Below are 20,436 nucleotides of genomic sequence, written 5' to 3' on the forward strand. Positions count from 1 at the left end.
AACGTGTTATCGTCGCAATTCGAGCACGCCAGGCACTTTGAACTGTGACGCGTGTTCATCCGTCACGACCGTTGACACCCCCCGACCCCCGGAAACCAATGGCATCTCGCGCTCGATCCGTCACTTTGGTCTCGCTGATCCTTTCGACGCTTCGTCATCGTCAAGCTGTGACGGTTGCGGTGGCGCTCGGGGTAGCGACTGCGACCGCGGTGATCACGGGAGCCTTGTTGGTGGGCGATTCCATGCGTGGCAGCTTGAAATCGCTGACGGTGGAGCGGCTCGGGAAGATTGAATCGATTGTTTCGCCTGGAGCCTTTTTCCCGTTGGCGGATTTGTCCATCGAAGGCGAATCCATCGGTCAGGGAGAGACGGAAACAACGGGCACCACCGCGAAGGATTCCTTCGTGACGCCGGTCATTTTGTTTCCCGGTGGCAGTATCGAGGCGGATGTCGAAGGTTCGGATCGACAGCGACGCATCGGCGGCGTTCAAGTTCTTGGGATCGACGAATCGTTTTGGGATTTGGACGTGACCGGGATTCGGCCGGAGGCGATGCCGGGAGAAGAAAGCGTTGTCTTGAATCAAGCCGCTGCGGACGAATTGAAGGTTTCCGTCGGCGATCAAGTCACATTGCGATTGCCGGTTGAGGGTGCGGTGCCGGCCGATAGTCCGCTGGGGCGTCGAGAGATCCAAAGCGAAGGATTGCCTCGCATGAAGGTCGCTGCCATCGTGCCCGATTCCGGACTGGGCCGATTTTCGCTGAGTCCCAACCAAGCGGCACCCAAGACGGTTTTTGCGTCTCGCACAGTCATCGCAGACGTGTTGGACCGCGATGGACAAGCGAATGCGATTTTCCTGGCTCGCGAAATTTCTGGGGATGACGTGAGTTGGTCGTTGGAAACGCTGGGATGGAACCTGCAACACATTCAGCGGGGTGGTGAAGAAGGCGGCGAGCCAGTCATCGACTACATTTCGCTGACTAGCGAGAACCTGTTGCTGAAGAACGATGCGGTCAACGCGGTCATGGATGCTTTGCCCGAAGGCACCGTGACGCCGGTGATGACTTACCTCGCCAATGCGATCGAAAAGGTCGATCCCGAAACCGGCGAAGTGATCGTCAACGACCAATCCCATTCGGTTCCTTACAGCACGTTGTCCGCCATTAGTGACGGGCCCACGTTGCCGCTGGACTATTCGTTCCAGGAGCAACCGACGACGGATTCGGGCGAAACCCCGATCGTGTTGAATGATTGGACCGCGAATCGTTTGGGTGCCGCAGTTGGTGATCAAGTTCGCGTGTTCTTCTACGAACCGGAGGTTGAAAACGGCCGCGAAATTGAACGGTCGTTCGATGCGGTGGTGACTCAGATTGTTCCGTTGACGATCCCAAGCAAGCCTTATCGCAGGAACCGGGAAGCTGTGTTTGACGAGCCGATCACTCGCTACAACGATCCGGCGTTGACGCCCGATGTTCCTGGCGTGACCGATCAAGATTCGATCGGCGATTGGGACTTGCCGTTTCAGTTGGATCGAAAGATTGAACGTGAGGACGATGCCTATTGGAACGAGCAGCGGTTGACCCCCAAAGCGTTTGTTCCGCTGGACGTCGGCCAGACGATTTTTGGAAGCCGCTTTGGGCAAACGACTGGTTTGAGGATTGATGCGAGTTTGGCCAAAGACATGCCCGCCTTGCGAGCCAAAATCCTGGCTGCCACTCGCGGCGTGCAGAGTGAGCTTGGTTGGACACCGCGATCCATTCGTGCCGAGCAGTTGGCGGCGTCCAAAGGCACCACACCGTTTGATGGTTTGTTCTTGGCCTTGTCGTTCTTTGTGATCTTGGCCGCGACGATGTTGATCGCTTTGCTGTTGCGATTGGGCGTGATTCAACGACTCAGTGAGTTCGGCACATTGTTGGCCGTTGGATTCACCCCGCGACGAGTGATGAAGTTGGCGTTGGGTGAAACCGCGGTGACAGCTGCGTTCGGAACACTGCTCGGAATCGCGGGCGGAGTGGCTTACGCGTGGGCGGTTCTGTGGGCGCTCAAGTCATGGTGGGTCGGAGCGGTCACGGTTCCGTTCTTGCAATTTCATGCGACGCCGATGTCGATCGCCTTGGGAGGGATCCTCGGTTGGTTGGTGTGCATGTTCACGGCGGCCTGGACGCTGCGTTTCTTGTTGCGGTTGAATCCTGCTGCGTTGGTTGGTGGCCGCACGATGGATTCATCGCATGCTTTGAGCGGCGGTGCGAAGGCCAAGAATCCCAATGATGGCAATGCATCGAAATGGGTTGCCATCGCGTTGCTAGTGCTCGCGTTTGTTGCCGCGATCGCTGGAGCAATGGGCGGCGGTCAACAAGCGGCGGGCGGCTTCGTTGGAGCCGGAATGTTGTCGTTGGTGGCGATTTTGATTTGGGTGCACCGATCGCTTCGCAGACGAGGAGATTCCGGTGGGGCTCGCGGTGAGCAAGCTTCAACCGGTCACGCGATGCGAACACCGGGGCTGGGCGGTGGGTCGCTGAGTTCACTGGCGATGGCCAACGCTCGTCGCAGTCCCCTCCGCAGCACGCTTGCGATCGGGTTGGTTGCGACGGCGGCTTTCTTGATCTTGTCGATCAGCGTGTTTAGATTGTCGCCGACGCGAGAAGGGACCGGTGGCTTTGACTTGATCGGACAAACGGCCCAGCCGCTTCACCAAGATCTGCGTGCGGAGGATGTGCGTGCGGAGTTGCTCGGTCGAGATGCCGAATCGTTCACTAAAGACAACGTTCGCGTCGTTCCGTTTCGGATGAAGGGTGGCGACGATGCGAGTTGCAACAATCTTTATCAAGCGATGCGTCCGACGGTCATTGGATTGTCAGATCAAGATTCGCTGGACGGTTTTGGTTGGGCGAGCATGGAGGCGGACTCGTCGGAGGCGACCTGGGAGTTGTTGGATGTTCCCGCGGCCGGAACGGTCGAGGATCCGGTGCCGGTCGTGATTGATCAAAACACCGCCATGTGGAGTTTGCAAATGCGTGGTGGTCTGGGTGAAGTCAAAGCATTCGACTACGGCAGCGGTGATGTGCATTTTCGCGTGGTCGGTTTGTTGGCGGGCTCGGTGTTGCAAGGCAAGTTGATCATTGGTGAACGAGCCTTCGAGAACGTCTTTCCGAGTTCTACTGGTTACGAGTACTTCCTGTTTGCGATGCAAGGTGGGGACGCGTCGGAGTCCGCTGCGAGTGAACTTTCAGACCGCGATGACGAAGTTGATGAGATTGCCGAAGTGTTGGAGTCGCGTTTGGTTGACGCTGGCATGGACGTGCAACGTGCCGACCATGTGTTGGCGGGATTGTTGGCGGTTCAAAACACGTATCTGCGAACGTTCCAAAGTTTAGGGGCGTTGGGATTGTTGCTTGGAACGATCGGTTTGGCGGTCGCTCAATTGCGAAGCGTTTTGGAACGTCGCGGCGAGTTGGCGGTGATGCGAGCGGTCGGATTCACTCGTCAGCGTTTGGCAGCGTTGGTGTTGGGGGAGAATACGTTCTTGCTTGCTATCGGGATTGGATGCGGAGCGGTGACCGCGATGATGGCCGTTTTGCCGTACGCTTGGTTGTCAGGAACCAGCATGCCGATCATGGAACCGCTGGGGATCTTGCTTGCGATTTTGTTGTTTGGGACCTTGGCCGGTTTGGTGGCCGTTTGGAAAGTGTTGACGCTGCCGTTGATCGAATCGTTGCGAGCCGAAAATGCAGTTGTTGAACTTTGAAAACGACCCTGCCGAAGTTTCATCGATGCTCGCCCGCAGGCAACTCGCACGTGATGAGGCGATGTTGCAGTGGGCGGACCAAGTCGTCGGCGAAGACGAGTCCACGACGATGGATACTGATTCGTTGCGGTTGTGGCAGTTCGATCAGCCGACCGTCGTTTTGGGTCGCAGTTCCAAAATCAATGAAGAAGTGAATCGTCGTTGGTGTCGCGAGCGTCGAATTGAGGTGCTGCGACGTTGTACCGGGGGCGCTTCCGTGGTCGGCGGACCAGGGTGTTGGATGTACAGCGTCGTGCTGCGGTTGCTCGATGAAACGTCGATTCGCAAGATCGACGTTGCGCATGATTATGTGATGCAGCGAGTTCTCGCGGCGGTCCAGTCACAGTTGCCGAATGCGGAACGAAAAGGAATCTGCGACTTGACGTTTGAGAACCGAAAGTTCTCCGGCAACAGCTTGCGTGTGGCGCGACATCACCTGCTTTATCATGGCACCATCTTGGTTGATTCCGATTTGGATCTGATCCAGTCGTGCTTGGATTTTGCACCGAGACAGCCGGAGTATCGTCAGCAAAGAAGTCACCGCGAATTCATCGGGAACATCAATGTCGATGTTCCGCAGTTGACTTTGGATTTGGCGGAGCAATTTGGGGCGTCGTCCAAGCCTGACTCGTCGGTGGTTCGATCCATCGAAGAAGTGGCTGACGAATTGTTAAGGACGCGTTATGGCACCGAGGATTGGCACGTTCGGCGTTGATGGATGCCGCGGAGTGTCGTGGAAAGAGTGTCCAAGATTGCGAGGCGTTGCCATTGTCAGGGCGTATGAATTGGTTATCTTTACAAGACGATCTGCACATTTTTTGTCGCCATTGCACCCTTTCGTGAAAGGATTCTCATGAAGACCCGCATTCCATTGAGTAAGGCTGAGGAAGAAGCCCGACTGCGCCGTGAACGTCTCGATCTGAGCATCGCGGAAATGGGTTTGACCGTTCGAACCACAAACTGCCTGGAAGAGACCGGCATTTTGACCGTTCGCGACCTTCTCAACGCGACGCCTCGACGTTTGCTGAAAATCAGCAACTTCGGCGAAAAGACTCTCGAAGAAGTCTACGACGCCCTTGAGCAACTTGGGTTCTATCGCCCTGGCCGTCAGGCCGTTTCGACCGCCAACTGATTGCTACGGTAGTCCTTTGTGAGACGATCCTGGTCGAGAACGCTACTGCGTCCCTGGAGTAAGAAACGGGGACGCCGTTCGCGGACCGGGGCGATGCGTGGCATTCTTGGTGAACTCGCGTTCTACCTTGGATTGATCCTGCTGGGCGTTTTTGTTCTGGCGTTGGTCATCGTTTCATCCGCGATGATGTCTCGTATCGGCATCGATCTTCCCGAAGAGGCCCGTCGGGTTCTGGAGTCCAACCTGACTCAGGGCGGCGGAAGATGGGGGCGATGGGTGGTTGCGGTCGTTTCGGTTGCTTCCATCGCGTCTGGAGTTTTCGGGCTTGGCTACCGATTGCTGCACCTTGGATTCAGCCAAGAGCGTCTTTCGGCCAGTCGGAAACGAGCAATCGATGAGACTCGATCGTTGGCCGGGCGAGATTCGGCGGCCGAAGAGTCTTCGCAATCGTTCGAACCGGAATTCGACCCTCAGGAATTTCCCGAATTACCAACGGTTCCCCGTCGCCAGGGAATGAATGAGAGTCCCGGCGAGCGGCTTCGCTTTCGGTTGGCCTCGATCTCGACTGGACGGATGAGCGTGTTTGGTTCCGCGGCGCTGGCATTGGGCTGGAATTGCCTGTGTTTGGTGCTGTTGGCGGTGGTGGTGTCCGGTTGGTGGTACGACATGCCTCGGCCCATTTTGGCGGTGCTGATGGTGCCGTTTTCGTGTGTTGCGGTTTGGTCTCTGCGGGTGTTTTTGAAGCAGGTCCGGCAGGTCGCCGGGGTCGGGGCGACGGTCGTGGAAATCAGTGACCACCCGCTGCAGCCCGGTGGCCAGTACGAGCTGTTTGTCTCGCAAATGGGCAAGATGCACCTAAAATGGCTGAAAATCGAGTTGGTTTGCGAAGAAGAGTCGTTTTTTCGCCAGGGCACGGACGTTCGCAGTGATCATCATGTGGCACTGCGGCAAGAATTGCTGAAGGAAAAAACGGTCCGTGTTGACCCCCGCGGGCCCTGGGAGCAACAATTGTCATTCGAGCTGCCTGAAAACGTGATGCATTCATTTGCTGCAACCAACAACGTCGTCAGGTGGCGACTGCTAGTTTCCGGAGAGTCCCGTCCGTGGCCATCGTTCTGCCGAAGTTTCCCGCTGCTCGTCCATCCGCCGCTCATGTCGCCTCCCGACAGCCCGCGGTGAATGTGTCGGTCTGTCGTGATGACGGATCTTATGCGGCCGGCTGCCAGTTGAAAGCAGGCTGGCGTATCAGTCGGGTCGAACTCGAGGAATTGCAGAGCGTCGAGATCTCGGTGCTTTGGCACACCGAGGGAAAAGGCGACGAGGACCTTGGAGTCCATCACTTCCAGCGATACGACCGTTCGGATCTTGAGCGACTCCCGCTAAACGACCGTCACGAGATCCAGTGTGTGCTGCCTGCCTCGCCGCTCAGCTATCAGGGCCACCTGATGCAGATCCACTGGAAAATTCGCGTGCGAGTGTTCTTGGCCGACGGTCGCGAGATCGTCGCCGAGCAACCGTTTTATCTGGTCACGCACCAGCCGGAGTTGAATCAGGAATTGATCACCGACCCGGTTCCGCTCGAGCAGCGTCATGATGCACCTCAGCGAAAATCGCTCGCAGCGAAACTTCCGTCGGTCATCTCACGGCTACGCGGCCGTCGCTCGCGGTCCTAGCGGCTCGTCGCAGTAAGGGGACGGCAACACCAAGTCGATTCTGTTTTGCTGCTGATTCCGGGGCCCTCAGCGAGTGTGGTGCCAACCTTCGGAAGCCGTCGAGGCACATTCAGGCTGCAATCGTCAAACAGCGAAGTGGCGGCAAGTTGCAGGTCTGAGTATTGGGCGGTGTGTTTGGCTTGCCGATCGATCAATCTTCTTATTGAGGCAGTTTTCCAGCATGGATTTTCCGTTGCGAACTTCCATCTCAGCAAAGGCACGGTAGAGCTGCATGGAATCAACTTCGCCTAGAAAAACAAATCAGAAAGGTGTTGGCTTCGCTTCCACCATTGACGTTCATGCGGCGACACTTCGGTCCTAATCCTTCGACTAGAAATTGTCGTTTGGTGATTCATTGGAAGACTGGTCCATCGTGACGTCCATCGCAACCGATTCGGTGGGCGACGGTTCAGATTTCGATGTTGCGGAGACTTTGTTTTCGGATCCGCGTTCGTGCCGCCCCCACCATCGATCGGCCTCCTCGATCGTCCATTCGCTCGCGGCTTCACATTTCGAGATCAGGATCCCAAGGTCACGTGCTGTTTGCGGTCGCTTCGCACGTGACTTTTCCAGGCATGCCATGATCGCGTCTTCGAGTTGGCTGGATACTTTGGCGTTGCCACGCTGCGACGGCGGGACAGGCGTTTCTTCAATGTGTTTTTGACATAGGTCGACCAAATTGGCTGCTTCAAACACTGGCTTGCCCGTCAGCAGGAAATAGCCGACGGCACCGACGGCGTAGATGTCGCTGCAAGCGTCAACGGTCATCGGTGCCTGGATGGCCTCAGGTGACATGTACAACGGCGTCCCCGACATCGAGCTCCCTTCGTTCGCGGGTGATCCTTCGGTGCGGTCGACGGCTTTGACCAAACCAAAGTCCAAGACCTTGACCACATCAGGTTCACAACCGCGCCGATTCAACATCACATTGGCAGGTTTGATGTCGCGATGGACCAAGCCTTGCGAATGGGCTTCGAACAGAGACCCGCAGATCTGCAGCAGAATATGAATCACGCGGGCCTCGGATTGAGTCCCGTACTTGTTGACGAGGTCTTGAAGGTCGATTCCGTCGAGGTATTCCATCGCATAGTAGAACACTCCCTCGGGAGTGCGACCGTAATCGTAGATGGCGATTGTGTTGGCGTGGTTCAATTGGCAGGTGATTTGGACCTCCCGTTCGAACCGAGCGATCGAGGTGTCGTTCACTTTGTCGGCATGCAACAGCTTGATCGCGGTGGGACGCCGCAGCATCGAGTGGTGGCCTTTGTACACAACGCCCATCGCGCCTTCGCCGAGTTTTTGATCCAGTGTGTATTGGCCCAATTGCTGGGCTTCGATCACTGCTTCCCGCGATTGACGTTGCAGTCGAGCGACGATCAGTGTGAACGCGAAAATTACGATCGCGCACAACAGCAATAAGATGAAGATCGTCAAGAACGTTCGTTTCAAGATCACAATTGGGCGGAACGCTTGATCGGCATCGACTTCAATCGCAACGCCCATTTGATACTTCGGCAACCACCGCCATGCCCCGATCACGTTCACCCCTCGGTAGTCACGATAGCCGTCCACATTCAGGCCTGAATTGCCCGCGACTGCATCGGCTGCCATGGTCGTCAGCGGCAACTGAGACCGGCGACGGTCGGGGCGGAAACCTCGCGTCATATCGGCACCAGGGTCACGCACGGACATCTGCAGGATCGAATGCGAATGAGGTTGGTCCGGTAACAGACCCAGCAGGATGAGCTCTTCGTCGAAGCGGCTGTTGCTGATCATGATGCCGTCTTCATTGAAGGCATAGGTCTCACCCGAGGCACCCGTCCGACCAAGCTGAAGGATCGGAATGAACTCGCGTTCGGGACGAATCTGCAGCGCAAGCACTCCCACCACCTGAAAGGAAGGATCGCGAATCGGGGCGCAGACATACATGGTTGGCACGCCCATACGGGATCGTCCATCCGCGTCCTTCATCATCACGACGCTGGGGAACGGAGGGGAGACGAACGCTTCGCCTGCCAGTGCCCGGTCAATGAATGGTTCGTATTCCGAAATACCTTGCTCACCCACCAAAGCGGCATGGGTTGCCGAGACGATTCGTTTGGACTTGTCAATCAAGAGAAAACTATCGAAGTCATGAGCCGACATCGCGGGGCCCAGTTCGGCCGCCAGTTCCTTGTGTGGGTCGCCGGGCGACGCGGGGGGCGAAGCAGGCTGATCCGTTTGAAACAACTGGTAGACCGTTCGTCGCACGGTGGCGTCATTGGCCAACGCCTCGGCCGCGGACTCTTGCACGCTGAACCATTTGGTCAGCATTTCGGCTTCCAGATCGACCATCGTTTGCATCCCTGAGCTGACGTTGCCTTTGATCGTTGATTCAATCGCATTGCCCATGAAATAGCCGATGGTCGACAACACGATGACGGCAACGATCGGCCAGATCCAAAGCCGCTTTTGAAGGTACAGGCCGGTTCGGGTGACCGTCGTGGAAATGCTCCGCGAGGCCCACGTGATGTGGGCATCGGGATGCACCCGTGAATTTCGGGACCGGTTCAGCCGTTTCAGTGGATTCATGCTGGAAAGCTAGGGAGGAAACTTCGCAATTTGCGAACCGTAGCCTAATCGAAATCACAGCGAATCATAGAAATCCGGTTTCGCCCAGGAAATGCTTTGTTCGACCGCTTTGGGTTGGAGTGCCCCCAAAGATTTCGCTTCATCTGGCAGGGCACGCCCGGCCAGATGAAGCCCTGATTTTTTCACTGCCCTTGTATCAGAAAAAAGCAACAGGTCAGTTAGAACTTCGGTCCGGTAGCGTTTGAGATCAGCCGATCGCGAGAGTTTGTTCAGCGTCACAACACCCGGTTTCGCGACTCAAGGGCATTGAATCCCGTCGCCTGACCCGGCTGTGTTGGCGTTCTAAATGAAAAATAGTTCGCGGAATCGTTCTTTCGATACGTCTCGAAAAGTTTCTACGTGGCCGTCTACAAACACGGCTAACATTTGATCGTTTTCCTGGAAGTCGTTCACCGTTGCGTCAATGTCTGAGTCCAATGGTTGCATCCAGTTTGTAGTCAATCGATTCGATCTCACAGCAGCGATCGTGTGTGACGTGCCAGTTTTGATTTCGGACCATGCACGGTGCTGAGAATTTGGCCAGATCGTCTCTGAGCCGACAACCGCCACTATCTGCGTCAGCGGCACGTCGCGATCGTCTGAGGAATAAGCTGACGGTCGATGGTTCCAGACCTTTCTGTTGCATTCGGAATCCCAAGGTTGGTCAAAAGCAATCATGTCAAAGATTGCGTCTTCGCCAAGATGCGGAAGGATGAGAGACCGCCAACTATGAAGTCGACTACCGGAATCATCATGGGTGGTATGGGGTGGGAAGTGATCGTGCTCGTGGTGGTAGTCGAGGATCGCTAATCCAACTTTGCGAAGGTTCGCCATCAGTTTGCGTGTATTGTCGTCGGCATGCGGTTCGTGAATTCGCAACCGAGATTCGTAGTCGTCAAAGTGGCGAATCGAATCGCAATGAGTGCAGTAGGAATTTTCGGACGCGTGTAAACACCCGCAGCCCTTTTTGCATTGCCAGAGGTTCAAGTGCGTTGTTGATCCGGTTGCGATCGCAGAGATATCGTCCAGGTGGAGGTCAAAATCCCGAGTGTGTTCATCCGTGTGAAAGTAGCGAAAACCATATCTCCGTTTGGCGCTGTCATAGAGGCCGCCGTAGACGCGATCACACTGCAGAAGATCGCTGGATTCGATTGTGGTGGCAGCTTTGTCGCCATCGGCAACACGCTGATGCACATCACGCATGAAATCGGTGAACGCGGCAGGGAGTTCAACGCTCACGCCGTGTTTCGGTTGTCGCATCGAAAGACTCCAGCATGCTGACAGTTGGCCCTGACCCTTCGAGCGTGCACGCATGTTTCACCCAAGGTGAATCTGTACGCTGCGAACAATTCATTCTACTGCGGCATCGACCTGCACTCAAACGCCATGTGAATGAAGGTGTAAGGGATGCCCGAGCAAACAGGCCCGGTCTCGATCATGATTCTGTCTTGGTCCGTAGTGGAGCTAGCCACCTATGAACGAAAGAAGGATTGCGATTGCAAGGAAAACAACAGCACCACAAATGACGAAAGCGAGGAACGAAATCGTGTAATACAACGAAGCCAGCGATACCGCGTCGCCAAATGCCATGAGCTGATTGTCGCTCTTTGCTTGAATGATTCTTCGAAAAATCACTGCCGTCAGCATCAAACCAAGGATGATGCTGTATAGGAAGAATGTTGGGCCATACTGAAATGGTAAACTGTTCATCTGAAAAGAATCGTCTGCCAGAAGTCGGAATGACAGTCCGTGGTTGAAGCCCACTGCCAGGTTGATTGACGCAACGACTAAACCGGAAACGAGCGAGCAACGAAAGGCTGTCCAATAAGGTATGTCTGCAAAATTGAGCCATGTTGCAGCGAGTCTGAGCCAGATCGCACCTACCAAGCTTCCAATCCCGGCGCCGAGTGCAAAGCCCACCAACCCTCCAAGCATTTTGAAGGCGAAAAGTAAACTGTCATCCATTGAAGTTTCCAGGTTGTATGGAATTGGGAGAAAGACGCAGTCGCCCTGGGTGCCAGCCCCACGGTCAGCGAGCCCTGAATTGCGTTTTAGGCATCTGGGCAGTGCTGATTGGGTTTCATTTTGGGAGCCGTTTGCGCGTAGGAACCATTGTTAACGCTAATCGGCTAACATTCCCGAAAGCACCTGCGTAGCTGCTTAGTCCAGGATTCGTTCTTCTCGCACCATTCGAGTGACGGTGTACAAGATGTTCTTGGTGCGTTGTTCGGGAACCATTTTGCAGACCGTGTAGTTGACCGTCTTTTCCTTTGTTTTCGGCACCATCTTGCAGACAGCGTATTCGGTGGTTTGCCCCGTCACATCATCCCGTTTGGTTCGGGTTTCACGCACTGGCGTCATTTGCGTGTAGCGCACGGTTTTGGTGCGTTGTTCGTAAACGGGCTTGGTCACGGTGTAGTTGACCGTTTTCTCACGCTGTTCTCGGATTGGCCGCGTCACGAAATAGGTCGCAGGCTCTGCGGGCGAGACAGTCATGCTCGCCGCCGCCATTTGCATGGAAGCAGTTTCATCGCGAGCGTCCCGAATTCCGGCAACGACGATGACCAGAGCGAAAGAAGATGCAACAAGTGCGATGCAGATTGCTTTGCGAAGTTTCACGGTGTCTTCCTTGCGTTCGGGATTGCGATCGAACAGTTTATCGACCAACCGGAGGGATCGGATGAAGTACCATTCGGCCGGTGACGGTCGATCTTGGGAAGATTTCAGCTGGAAAGTTCACCCGCCATGGGGCCAGGGGTTTCGACTGTCTTTTTACGAAACCTCAATGGTGTGTCTTCGGTGCAACGTTTGGTTGCTCGCTTTTTTGTCGTTTATTGATTTCCTGTCGATCGACGAACGCATCGATTTCACCACCGGATTCGACGATGAATTGGGGTGGGATGGAGAGCGAGTCGAGCTCGACGTCATTGGCAATCCAAATATCAACCGTGACCGATCGCCGGTTGCATTGGCAACGTCCACGCAGAACATCAGAAGAGGGACATGATCTGCGAACAGACCAGTCGATCGGCAGTCGATCGGGCGCTCTTTCACCGAAGCCTGTCAGGGGCTGCTCAATCGGGTCGTCAATTGAATTTTTGCCGGCATGCAACACGACCTTTGCAGCGGAATGCCCCAAATTTGACTGGGCGATTGCTGCCAATTGGTGGTTGAGTCGTTCCGTGTCGCCACAGAAGTAGGCGGTGTTGCCGTGGGCGGATAGCCAACCTCCAACCCAGCCGGGGCCGGCCTTCTGCATGTCTCGTTGACCATAGGCAACCGTGAGTGCGAGCACTGTTGGGGTCACAAGCAGGCAAGCTGCCACCGCGGTGGTGTAGATGGCCAATCGTTGCATTGTCATGCGTCCTTGCGATGGGGTTGGGATGAGATTGTTCCGGCTCCGTTTTCCCGCCTCCGCCTCGGATGTGCAAGCGTGGGGATGTGTTGCCGTTCCTCACTCAAGCGTCGGAATTAGGAAGGTGGCCGGAACTTTATACCCTCCTGCCCTTTCGCTCGGGGCTTTGCCATGAGCTGCAATGGGCTAGTTTTGCCTGGCTGATGGAGCGTCTCTCCATGACGGCGGGGGTAACGATCGAGTGCCGGACCGCCGAGGGCTTGTAGGACCTGGCACAACGCCGGCAAGCGTTTGGGGCTTCGCAGCGAACCGCTTCGTGCGGTCCCGCATGCAAAGTGGTGCGGAAGAACGCCAGGCAACCGGACCCCTGTCCCGATTTGACTTGCGATTTGATGCTGGAGTTTGAAAGATCATTGTCGTGATCGGTTCTCCGCCGTCAGGGCCTCGTTAATTCTTCGCTGGATTTTCGAACCAGATGACGCCCCAGCCTCCGTTCTCTTCCGTCGTCGCGATGTCCAGATCGCCATCCCCGTCGAGATCGACCAGGAAGGCATTGTCCATCTTCTTGCGTGACTCTGGACTCGGCATATCCATCAGAGTGTTGGTCCAATCCTTCGGCGACATTCCGTCGCCGGACATCGTCAAGTACCACAACTGCGCCTCATACTCGGGGATGATTGCAATTTCAGGATGCGTCGGATCGCCGTTGAGTTCAAGGATCGCAACTCCCTTGGGTTTGGGCTTTACCTTGACGCTGCCCGGTTGGGCTGGCGGAGGCACCTCGATCTTCTTGTAGACCGGGGCACCCATGTCGTTCGTGCGCAGGTAGATGTGCACTGCACCCAAGCCGCTGGCTTTCACCAAATCGAGACGCCCGTCGCCGTTGACATCGCCGAGGGCCATGAACATGCCATTCTTTTCAGCATCGATCATCGTGACCGGCCAAGGTTCGCTGACCTTCTCTTGACCAGGGTTCTCGTAATAAAAGGTCCCTTGGTTTTTGCGTTCCTGAACGATGATGTCATCGTCCCCGTCGCCATCGATGTCGTTGATGATGCAGCTCATCGGCCAGTTGGCTTCGCCAAGTTCGTAGCGTTTCCATTGGGTAGCATCGTGTTTGTTCTCAGTCGGTTGCCGGTACCAAGCCTTGGCTCCGACGATGAGGTCATTCAGGCCGTCGCCATCGACGTCACTGACGACGGGAGTGCGTGCTTCACTCTTGAAGAGTGTCATCTTGATCCATTTCTTTGAATCGCTCAGGTCTTTCGCACCAGGGTTGAAATAGACGTGCCCGCCATTGGCGATGTAGTCGATGTCACCATCGGCATCCAGGTCACCGATGCCTGAGTCCTCGCACTTGCCGTGCCTCTCCAGCTGAATGTAGTCGGTCCAAAGTTCGCGGATGCGGTCCTTGCCGGGATTGAAATACAACCGGCTGTATCCTCCCTCTTCGAAGTGCACCAAGACATCCAGGTCACCATCAGCATCCCAATCGTGGTGGTTGAAACCGTCGGGACCGTGGTCCTTCGGGTCAGGCTGAATCACGTTGACGCGCCAGCCACTCGGACCAGGGATTCCGACATGTTGTTTCCAGGTAACAAAGTCAGCTTGTTGCTTCTCTTGACCCAGCAGCGTCCCTGCCCAAAAGATGGCAGCGATAACGAAACCCAGTGTCGTCTTCATGGTCTTGGAAAACTCCTGCTCAGGGCAAACGCGGTGAATTCGAATCTGAACCGGAAGAAAGAGCGGAGGTAGATCAAGCACTTTGGCGGGACTGATCACTTGTTCTCGAGTGACCAAGAGAATTCCGTATTGGGGAGGTCTCGATGGGCAACCGAGAACCGAAACTATATTCTGCGCAAAAGGCTGTTGGGACCTACACGAGGATGCGGCTATTGCTTGTTGGCCGACTCTCTTTGTTCGCTCTCCAGAACTGTCAAAATATGCTCCGCCACCTGTTGTCCAATCTTTTGATAACCCTGCTGTGTATAGTGGACATTGCCTGGGCCATCGAATTGGTCGGCAGGAAACGTCTTGGTGAGAGAGTGAAGATCATTCGTGGTGATGCCATGCTTGTTCATGATTCTTGCCGCGGCTTCATTGTATTTCACGTCGTCGCCCCTGACGCGACCTGCTTCCTTTTCCGGAACAACGGTCGTATTTGCCCAGATCAGTTTCGCGTCTGTTTTCTTAAGGCGGGAGACGAGTTCATCAAGATTCTTCTCGTACTGCTCCAACGTGGTGGTGAGCGTGCCATTGACTTTGTCTCTGCGTCCTTGCACCTTCGATTTCGGGTGGCGGTAACAGAGATCCCATAAACCCCAGTTGAAATGAATGACGTCCCAATGGGTATCGCCAATCCACTGATCTAACTTTGCCAAACCTGTGCCCGAGTGTTGAGCGTTTCCTTGGTTGTGTTTGACGGTAGCCTTTCCGTCTAGCTGCCGCGCGACATGAGGAGTGAATGCCAGGGATATTGAGTCGCCTATGATCAGCACCTTCGGCAAGTCGGCTTCTTTCGCTTCGTCTTGGGCAGGAAGCGTCGGGCAAAGAATGCCGGTGAGCAATAGCGATATGGTCAGCAAAGTTTTCATCTCTTGTCCGTTTTACCTCTCTCCAAAAAACGGCCGCGATAACTGCGACGCGGCGATTGATTTTCCGTTGCTAGGGAACAGCGACTCCGAGATTTCGGTTCATCGTATGGGCCGCCTATTGCTGCTGGAGGACGCACCATCGACTGTAACTATTGCCCTTCTTCGTCACTCGTCGCTCGGTACCGTCCGAGTAAAGTTCCGCCGGTACGTCGCTTCTGCCTATGCCAGCGTCAAATAAAGTGTAACCAATCGAAGAAATTGAATGGATTGATTCGTGACGCGCGAACCCCGACACGCACAGAGAGAAGAGCGAAGGGGAATCGTGAGCCGAGACAGTACCGTCGAAATCGCCATCGACGTACAAACGGGTCGATGCATTTCCGGAAAGTGCCAGCCAGCTTCCGGGCTTATCAGGTTCAATGCATCCCATGTAGGCCATCCCCGTTGCTCTGTCGGCTCTGATGGCTCTGCCGGGCCCCGCCGGCTTGCTTGGTTCGTTGAATTGCATTGGCTTTCGGGTAGTGTTCAGGGCAATCACAGGCTGGAAACCTATGCCACTTGTTACTGTAGTGGGTGGTTGTATTGGATGGCCGGGTTGTGGCGACTCTGCCGATAGCGGGGTGAGCAATTCGCCTGTGGATTGTGCACGCTCACCAGGTGTGGCTTGGTAAAATGGTGGGATGCAAAGTGTGTCCATTCATCCTGTTGATCATCGTGTCTCGCGACTTCTTTTTGTTCGGCTGCCTCGAGCCGCGAGATTCGCGCAACGTGGCTTGCTCGCCTGCGTTGCTGCGTTGATCGTTTGTTTCGTCGGCGGTAGCGTCCTGGTGGCGGATGAACTTGCCAGTGAAGTCAAATTCCGTGAGCAGTTGTTGCCGCTGTTGCGGACTTACTGCTACGACTGTCATGGTGCCGAGGATGGTGAAGGCGGCGTGTCGTTGGAAGCGGACGACACGGCGGCGAAGTTGGTCCAAGGTCGTGACCATTGGATGCGGGCTTTGGCGCAGGTGCGTTTGGGTACCATGCCACCGGCCGATTCGGATGTGATGGATCTGTCCAGTCGGACTCGGATGATCGAACTGATCGATGAATTGGCCAATGCGATCGATTGCGTGCAGAATCCCAACGCCGGCAAAGTCACTCTGCGGCGGCTGAATCGGGCTGAGTATCGCAACACGATTCGCGATTTGGTGGGAGTTGATTACGCTCCGGCAGATGATTTTCCCGGCGACGATGTTGGCTACGGATTCGACAACATTGGTGATGTGCTTTCGTTGCCTCCGTTGCTGATGGAGAAGTACCTTGATGCGGCGGAGACGATCATGGGCGAAGCGATCTACACGCCGCCACCCCCAGAACTGTTTGAGTTGGAACGTTCTCCGGCGACCTTGATTGGGGCGGACAAATTCAACGTCCGGAGTCACTTGGTGATGTCATCGAATGGCACGGTCACGCTGCAGTTCGATGCTCCGTTCAGCGGGACCTACACGTTGGTGCTGAGTCTGAGTGGAGACCAAGGCGGCGATGAACCGGTTCGAGTGGAAGTCACGGACGGGCGACGAGCGATTCCCGTGGAGGTGAAAGAAAGCGAGCCAACGGACAAGACGGTCGCGTTTCGATTGGGGAAAGGCACCCGCCAAATCGATATCTCGTTTTTGAATGACTACTACGTCAAAGACAAGATCGATCGCAACCTGCACGTTCACCATGTGAAGGTGAGTGGCGTTGAGCAACGCAGTCAATTTGTTTCTTCGCCTGATTTGCCGGTGACTCATCGAGTGCTGTTGTTTGAAACCCCGGGCAATGACCGGGAGTTTGAACGGGCTGCGAAAGCGGTGTTGGGGCGATTTGCGAGCCGGGCTTATCGCCGGCCAATTGGTCAATCAGAACTCGCGCGATTGGTTGGATTGGCTTCTCAAGTGCATGAGAACGGAGGTTCATTTGAAGAGAGCATGCAAGTCGCGATGCAAGCCGTTTTGGTCTCGCCGTACTTCCTGTTTCGAGTCGAACGCCCACGGAAGCCAGGCCCAGATGGTGTGATGCCGCTGATCAATCAGTATGAGTTGGCGACCCGAATTTCGTACTTTTTGTGGAGCAGCATGCCGGACGATGAGCTGTTGCGAATGGCGCATCGCGGTCAGCTTCGTGATCGCCGGATGTTGCTGGAGAAAGTCGGGCGGATGATCAAGAGTCCCAAGGCGAGTCGCTTCGTTGACAACTTTGCTTCGCAGTGGTTGCAGCTTCGCAACTTGGAAATCGTTCAGCCGGACACACGCATCTATCGTGGTTTCGACGATGAAGTTCGCGAGGCGATGCGGGTGGAAACGCTGATGTTCTTTTCCGAAGTGATGCGAAACAATTTGCCGGTCACGGAATTGTTGAGTGCCGACTTCACTTACATGAACGAAACGCTCGCGAAATTTTATGGAATCAATGACGTTCGCGGAAGTGAATTCCGCAAGGTGTCGTTGTCGGGGACACCGCGAGGCGGGTTGCTGACCCACGCCAGCGTTTTGACGGTGACCAGCAATCCGACACGGACCAGCCCAGTGAAACGTGGGAAGTGGATCCTGGACAATTTGCTCAACACACCTCCTCCGCCGGCACCGCCAAACATTCCCGAGCTTGAGAAGGGGAAGTTGGTGGGGACTCTTCGCGAACGCATGGAGCAGCACCGGTCCAACCCAGCGTGCGCGGCGTGTCACAACATGATGGATCCGCTCGGGTTTGCACTCGAGAACTTTGACGCCGTGGGGCGTTGGCGAACTCGTGATGGGCGCGATGAGATTGACGCCAGCGGTTCGATGCCCGACGGGACTTCGTTTGATGGTATCAATGGGTTGCGAGATTTGTTGACGACGCAGCGAAGCGAACAGTTTGTTCGATGTTTGGCTGAGAAGATGTTGATCTACGCGTTGGGGCGTGGAACGGAATATTATGACAAGTGTGCGCTCGACAAGATCACGGCAGATGTTCGTGCGCACGACTACAAATTTGCTTACTTGATCGCAGCGATCATTCAGAGCGATCCTTTTCAGAAGCAAGGGTACCGAGAACCATGAGTCATTCGCCTCGTACTTTGTCGCGACGTTTTCTGCTTCGTGGGTTGGGGACCGCGGTGGCATTGCCTTTGTTGGATGTGATGAGTCCGACCCGATTGCTGGCGGCCACTTCGGATGGTGGGCCGCCGCCGTTGCGGATGGGATTTTTCTATGTGCCCAATGGCATGCACATGCCAGCCTGGACGCCGCAGAAAGATGGTCGCGAATTTGAGCTGACGCCGACGTTGCAGAAGCTGGCTGAGAACAAGGATTCGATCAGTGTGTTGTCGGGGCTGACCCTGGATGGGGCTCGGGCGCATGGCGATGGAGGCGGCGATCACGCACGCAGCGTGGCGGCTTTCTTGACGGGGGCTCACCCTCGAAAGACCAACGGGGCTGACATTCAAAACGGAGTGTCGGTCGATCAGGTCGCGGCTCAGTACGTGGGCGATCGAACGCGGTTTGCTTCCTTGGAACTGGGGTTGGAAGCGAGCAGCCAGGCTGGCAATTGTGACAGTGGCTACAGTTGCGCGTACGCATCGAACATGTCATGGCGTGGGCCGACCAATCCGATGGCGAAAGAGACCGACCCGCGGGCTTTGTTTGATCGATTGTTCGCGGGGCAAACCGTCAAGGAAACTCGCCGGGCCAAGAGCGAACGAGAGAAGTATCGAAAGAGCATCCTGGATTTTGTCGCCAGCGATGCGAAGCGTTTGCATGCTCATTTGCCGATCGTCGATCGGCGCAAGTTGGACGAATACCTGTATTCCATTCGTGATGTTGAAAAGCGATTGGACGGCGCCGAAAAATTGGGGCTGACCGAGGAAGGCGTACCGGATTATCCACGACCCAGCGGTGTGCCTCAGGAGTTGTCGCGACCCAGCGGTGTGCCTCAGGAGTTGTCGCGGCACAGCGATTTGATGATGGACATGGTGGCGTTGGCTTACCAAACCGACAGCACGCGAATTTTGTCGTTCATGTTCACCAACGCGGGAAGCAATCGGGCTTACAAAGAGATCGGGGTCAACGAAGGGCACCATGAGCTTTCGCACCACGGCAAAAGCGAGCACAAGCAGGCTGAGATTGCGAAGATCAATTCGTTTCATGCGGAGCGATTCAATTACCTGTTGTCTCGGTTGAAGCTGATTCGCGAGGGCGATGGCTCATTGTTGGATCACTGCATGATCGTGTATGGCAGCGGGATCAGTGATGGGGATCGGCACAACCACGATGATTTGCCGATCCTGTTGGCTGGTGGCGGTGGCGGACGCATTCGTGCTGGTCAGCATGTGCGTTATAAAAATGGCACGCCGCTGTGCAATCTTTATCTGTGGATGATGAAGCAGATGGGGGCGAACGCGGATCGCTTTGGCGATAGCAGCGGGGTTTTGCAAGGATTGGGATAGGCGAAGGTTTGAAAGGTTCAGTGCAGATCGCGAGACGTCTGCTGCCGATGGTGTTGGTCATCGTCGGCGTGTGTGGGCTGGTCAGCGGTGTCGGGGTTGAGGTGGCCGGTGATTGGTTGGCCGTAGGTCGCGATGCAGGACCGGCGGCGTTTGTGATTTTGGGGACGTTGGCGATGTGCCTGTTCGTTCCCAAAACGTTTGTGTCCATCGCGGCGGGATCGGTCTTTGGTTTGATGGTTGGCGGACCAACGCTTGCGGTCACCGCGGTCGTGTCGGCTTGGGTGAACTACCACTTGGGCCGGTGGTCGCTGGGGCATTCACCGATCGATATTGAGGCGGAAGCGTCCGACGCGTCCTGGCGGGAAACCCTGCGGATCATCCGGTTGGGGGCTCGCGATGCGCATTTGGGAATGCATCTGCTGGTCCGTCTGTCGCCGATTCCCACGACGATCATCAGCTACACGATGGGAGCCTCCGGGGCTCGTCAGGTCCCGTACTTGGCTGCGGCGTTGTTAGCGGCCGGGCCTCAATTGCTGTGGGTTCATTGCGGAGCGGTGGCGACGGAGACGATGAGCTCGGTCGCTGAAGCGGGGATGTCCGGGGCGACCAACTCGAGTCTGACCCGCTGGTTGGGTTTGGTCACGTCGGTGGTCGCCGCCGTGTTGCTGTCGGTATTGGTGCCCAGGCACATTTGGCGGCAGCGAGCGAGAGAAATGGCCGCGGCGGAATTGGCGGCCGGCCAGAACGCTTGAACTGGGCGGTGTTTCGGTCAGATTCTGACCGCGCATCGAAAAAGGTCCTGAC

The 20,436-nt window shown here is 55.8% G+C and carries 16 protein-coding genes; 8 read left to right on the top strand and 8 right to left on the bottom strand.

Going from position 1 to position 20,436, the window contains the following annotated elements:
- Positions 1–98: 98 nt before the first annotated feature.
- From RE6C_RS23330 to RE6C_RS23350, 5 genes are all read left to right on the top strand, one after another.
- Entirely contained in the window at positions 99–3,743 is a 3,645-nt protein-coding gene (locus RE6C_RS23330) for an ABC transporter permease (RefSeq protein WP_008660604.1), read from the top strand.
- A complete protein-coding gene (locus RE6C_RS23335; protein WP_008660605.1) occupies positions 3,724–4,497 on the top strand; it encodes a lipoate--protein ligase family protein in 774 nt (257 codons plus the stop codon). Before RE6C_RS23330 ends, RE6C_RS23335 begins: the two co-directional genes overlap by 20 nt.
- A gap of 138 nt (positions 4,498–4,635) precedes the next feature.
- Complete coding sequence (locus tag RE6C_RS23340) at positions 4,636–4,914, top strand: DNA-directed RNA polymerase subunit alpha C-terminal domain-containing protein (RefSeq protein WP_007326741.1); 279 nt, start codon at positions 4,636–4,638, stop codon at positions 4,912–4,914.
- A gap of 93 nt (positions 4,915–5,007) precedes the next feature.
- Positions 5,008–6,093, top strand: a complete 1,086-nt coding sequence (locus tag RE6C_RS23345; protein WP_008660608.1) for a hypothetical protein — start codon at positions 5,008–5,010, stop codon at positions 6,091–6,093.
- A gap of 2 nt (positions 6,094–6,095) precedes the next feature.
- Positions 6,096–6,587, top strand: coding sequence for a hypothetical protein (locus RE6C_RS23350; RefSeq protein WP_039963128.1), 492 nt, complete (start codon positions 6,096–6,098; stop codon positions 6,585–6,587).
- Between the two features lie 369 nt (positions 6,588–6,956).
- Here the strand turns inward: RE6C_RS23350 and RE6C_RS23360 are convergent, their stop codons facing one another.
- The 8 genes from RE6C_RS23360 to RE6C_RS23400 all read right to left on the bottom strand — a co-directional run bounded on the left by RE6C_RS23360 (position 6,957) and on the right by RE6C_RS23400 (position 15,185).
- Entirely contained in the window at positions 6,957–9,197 is a 2,241-nt protein-coding gene (locus RE6C_RS23360) for a serine/threonine protein kinase (protein WP_008660612.1), read from the bottom strand.
- A gap of 54 nt (positions 9,198–9,251) precedes the next feature.
- The gene (locus RE6C_RS23365; RefSeq protein ID WP_039963131.1) at positions 9,252–9,476 is read right to left on the bottom strand and encodes a hypothetical protein; all 225 of its coding nucleotides are present in this window, start codon (positions 9,474–9,476) and stop codon (positions 9,252–9,254) included.
- 63 nt (positions 9,477–9,539) lie between these two features.
- Entirely contained in the window at positions 9,540–10,475 is a 936-nt protein-coding gene (locus tag RE6C_RS23370; protein WP_236618461.1) for a DUF1559 family PulG-like putative transporter, read from the bottom strand.
- Between the two features lie 225 nt (positions 10,476–10,700).
- Positions 10,701–11,201 (bottom strand): hypothetical protein, encoded by a 501-nt coding sequence (locus tag RE6C_RS33070; protein ID WP_236618462.1) that lies wholly within the window; start codon positions 11,199–11,201, stop codon positions 10,701–10,703.
- A 195-nt stretch (positions 11,202–11,396) separates the two neighbouring features.
- A complete protein-coding gene (locus RE6C_RS23380; RefSeq protein ID WP_008660618.1) occupies positions 11,397–11,903 on the bottom strand; it encodes a hypothetical protein in 507 nt (168 codons plus the stop codon).
- A gap of 115 nt (positions 11,904–12,018) precedes the next feature.
- Positions 12,019–12,597, bottom strand: a complete 579-nt coding sequence (locus RE6C_RS23385) for a hypothetical protein (protein WP_236618463.1) — start codon at positions 12,595–12,597, stop codon at positions 12,019–12,021.
- A 441-nt stretch (positions 12,598–13,038) separates the two neighbouring features.
- Complete coding sequence (locus RE6C_RS23395) at positions 13,039–14,274, bottom strand: FG-GAP and VCBS repeat-containing protein (RefSeq protein WP_236618464.1); 1,236 nt, start codon at positions 14,272–14,274, stop codon at positions 13,039–13,041.
- A gap of 209 nt (positions 14,275–14,483) precedes the next feature.
- A complete protein-coding gene (locus tag RE6C_RS23400; protein ID WP_008660623.1) occupies positions 14,484–15,185 on the bottom strand; it encodes an SGNH/GDSL hydrolase family protein in 702 nt (233 codons plus the stop codon).
- A 680-nt stretch (positions 15,186–15,865) separates the two neighbouring features.
- Between RE6C_RS23400 and RE6C_RS23410 the strand changes: the two genes are divergently transcribed.
- The 3 genes from RE6C_RS23410 to RE6C_RS23420 are packed head-to-tail and all read left to right on the top strand — an operon-like array spanning position 15,866 to position 20,384.
- Positions 15,866–18,247, top strand: coding sequence for a DUF1592 domain-containing protein (locus tag RE6C_RS23410; RefSeq protein WP_236618465.1), 2,382 nt, complete (start codon positions 15,866–15,868; stop codon positions 18,245–18,247).
- Entirely contained in the window at positions 18,244–19,632 is a 1,389-nt protein-coding gene (locus tag RE6C_RS23415; protein WP_008660626.1) for a DUF1552 domain-containing protein, read from the top strand. The genes RE6C_RS23410 and RE6C_RS23415 overlap by 4 nt, the downstream gene beginning before the upstream one ends.
- Before the next feature lie 20 nt (positions 19,633–19,652).
- On the top strand, positions 19,653–20,384 hold the full coding sequence (locus RE6C_RS23420; RefSeq protein ID WP_008660627.1) for a VTT domain-containing protein: 732 nt from the start codon (positions 19,653–19,655) through the stop codon (positions 20,382–20,384).
- The last annotated feature ends 52 nt before the right edge of the window (positions 20,385–20,436 follow it).

The sequence above is a fragment of the Rhodopirellula europaea 6C genome (assembly GCF_000338295.1).
Classification (GTDB): domain Bacteria; phylum Planctomycetota; class Planctomycetia; order Pirellulales; family Pirellulaceae; genus Rhodopirellula; species Rhodopirellula europaea.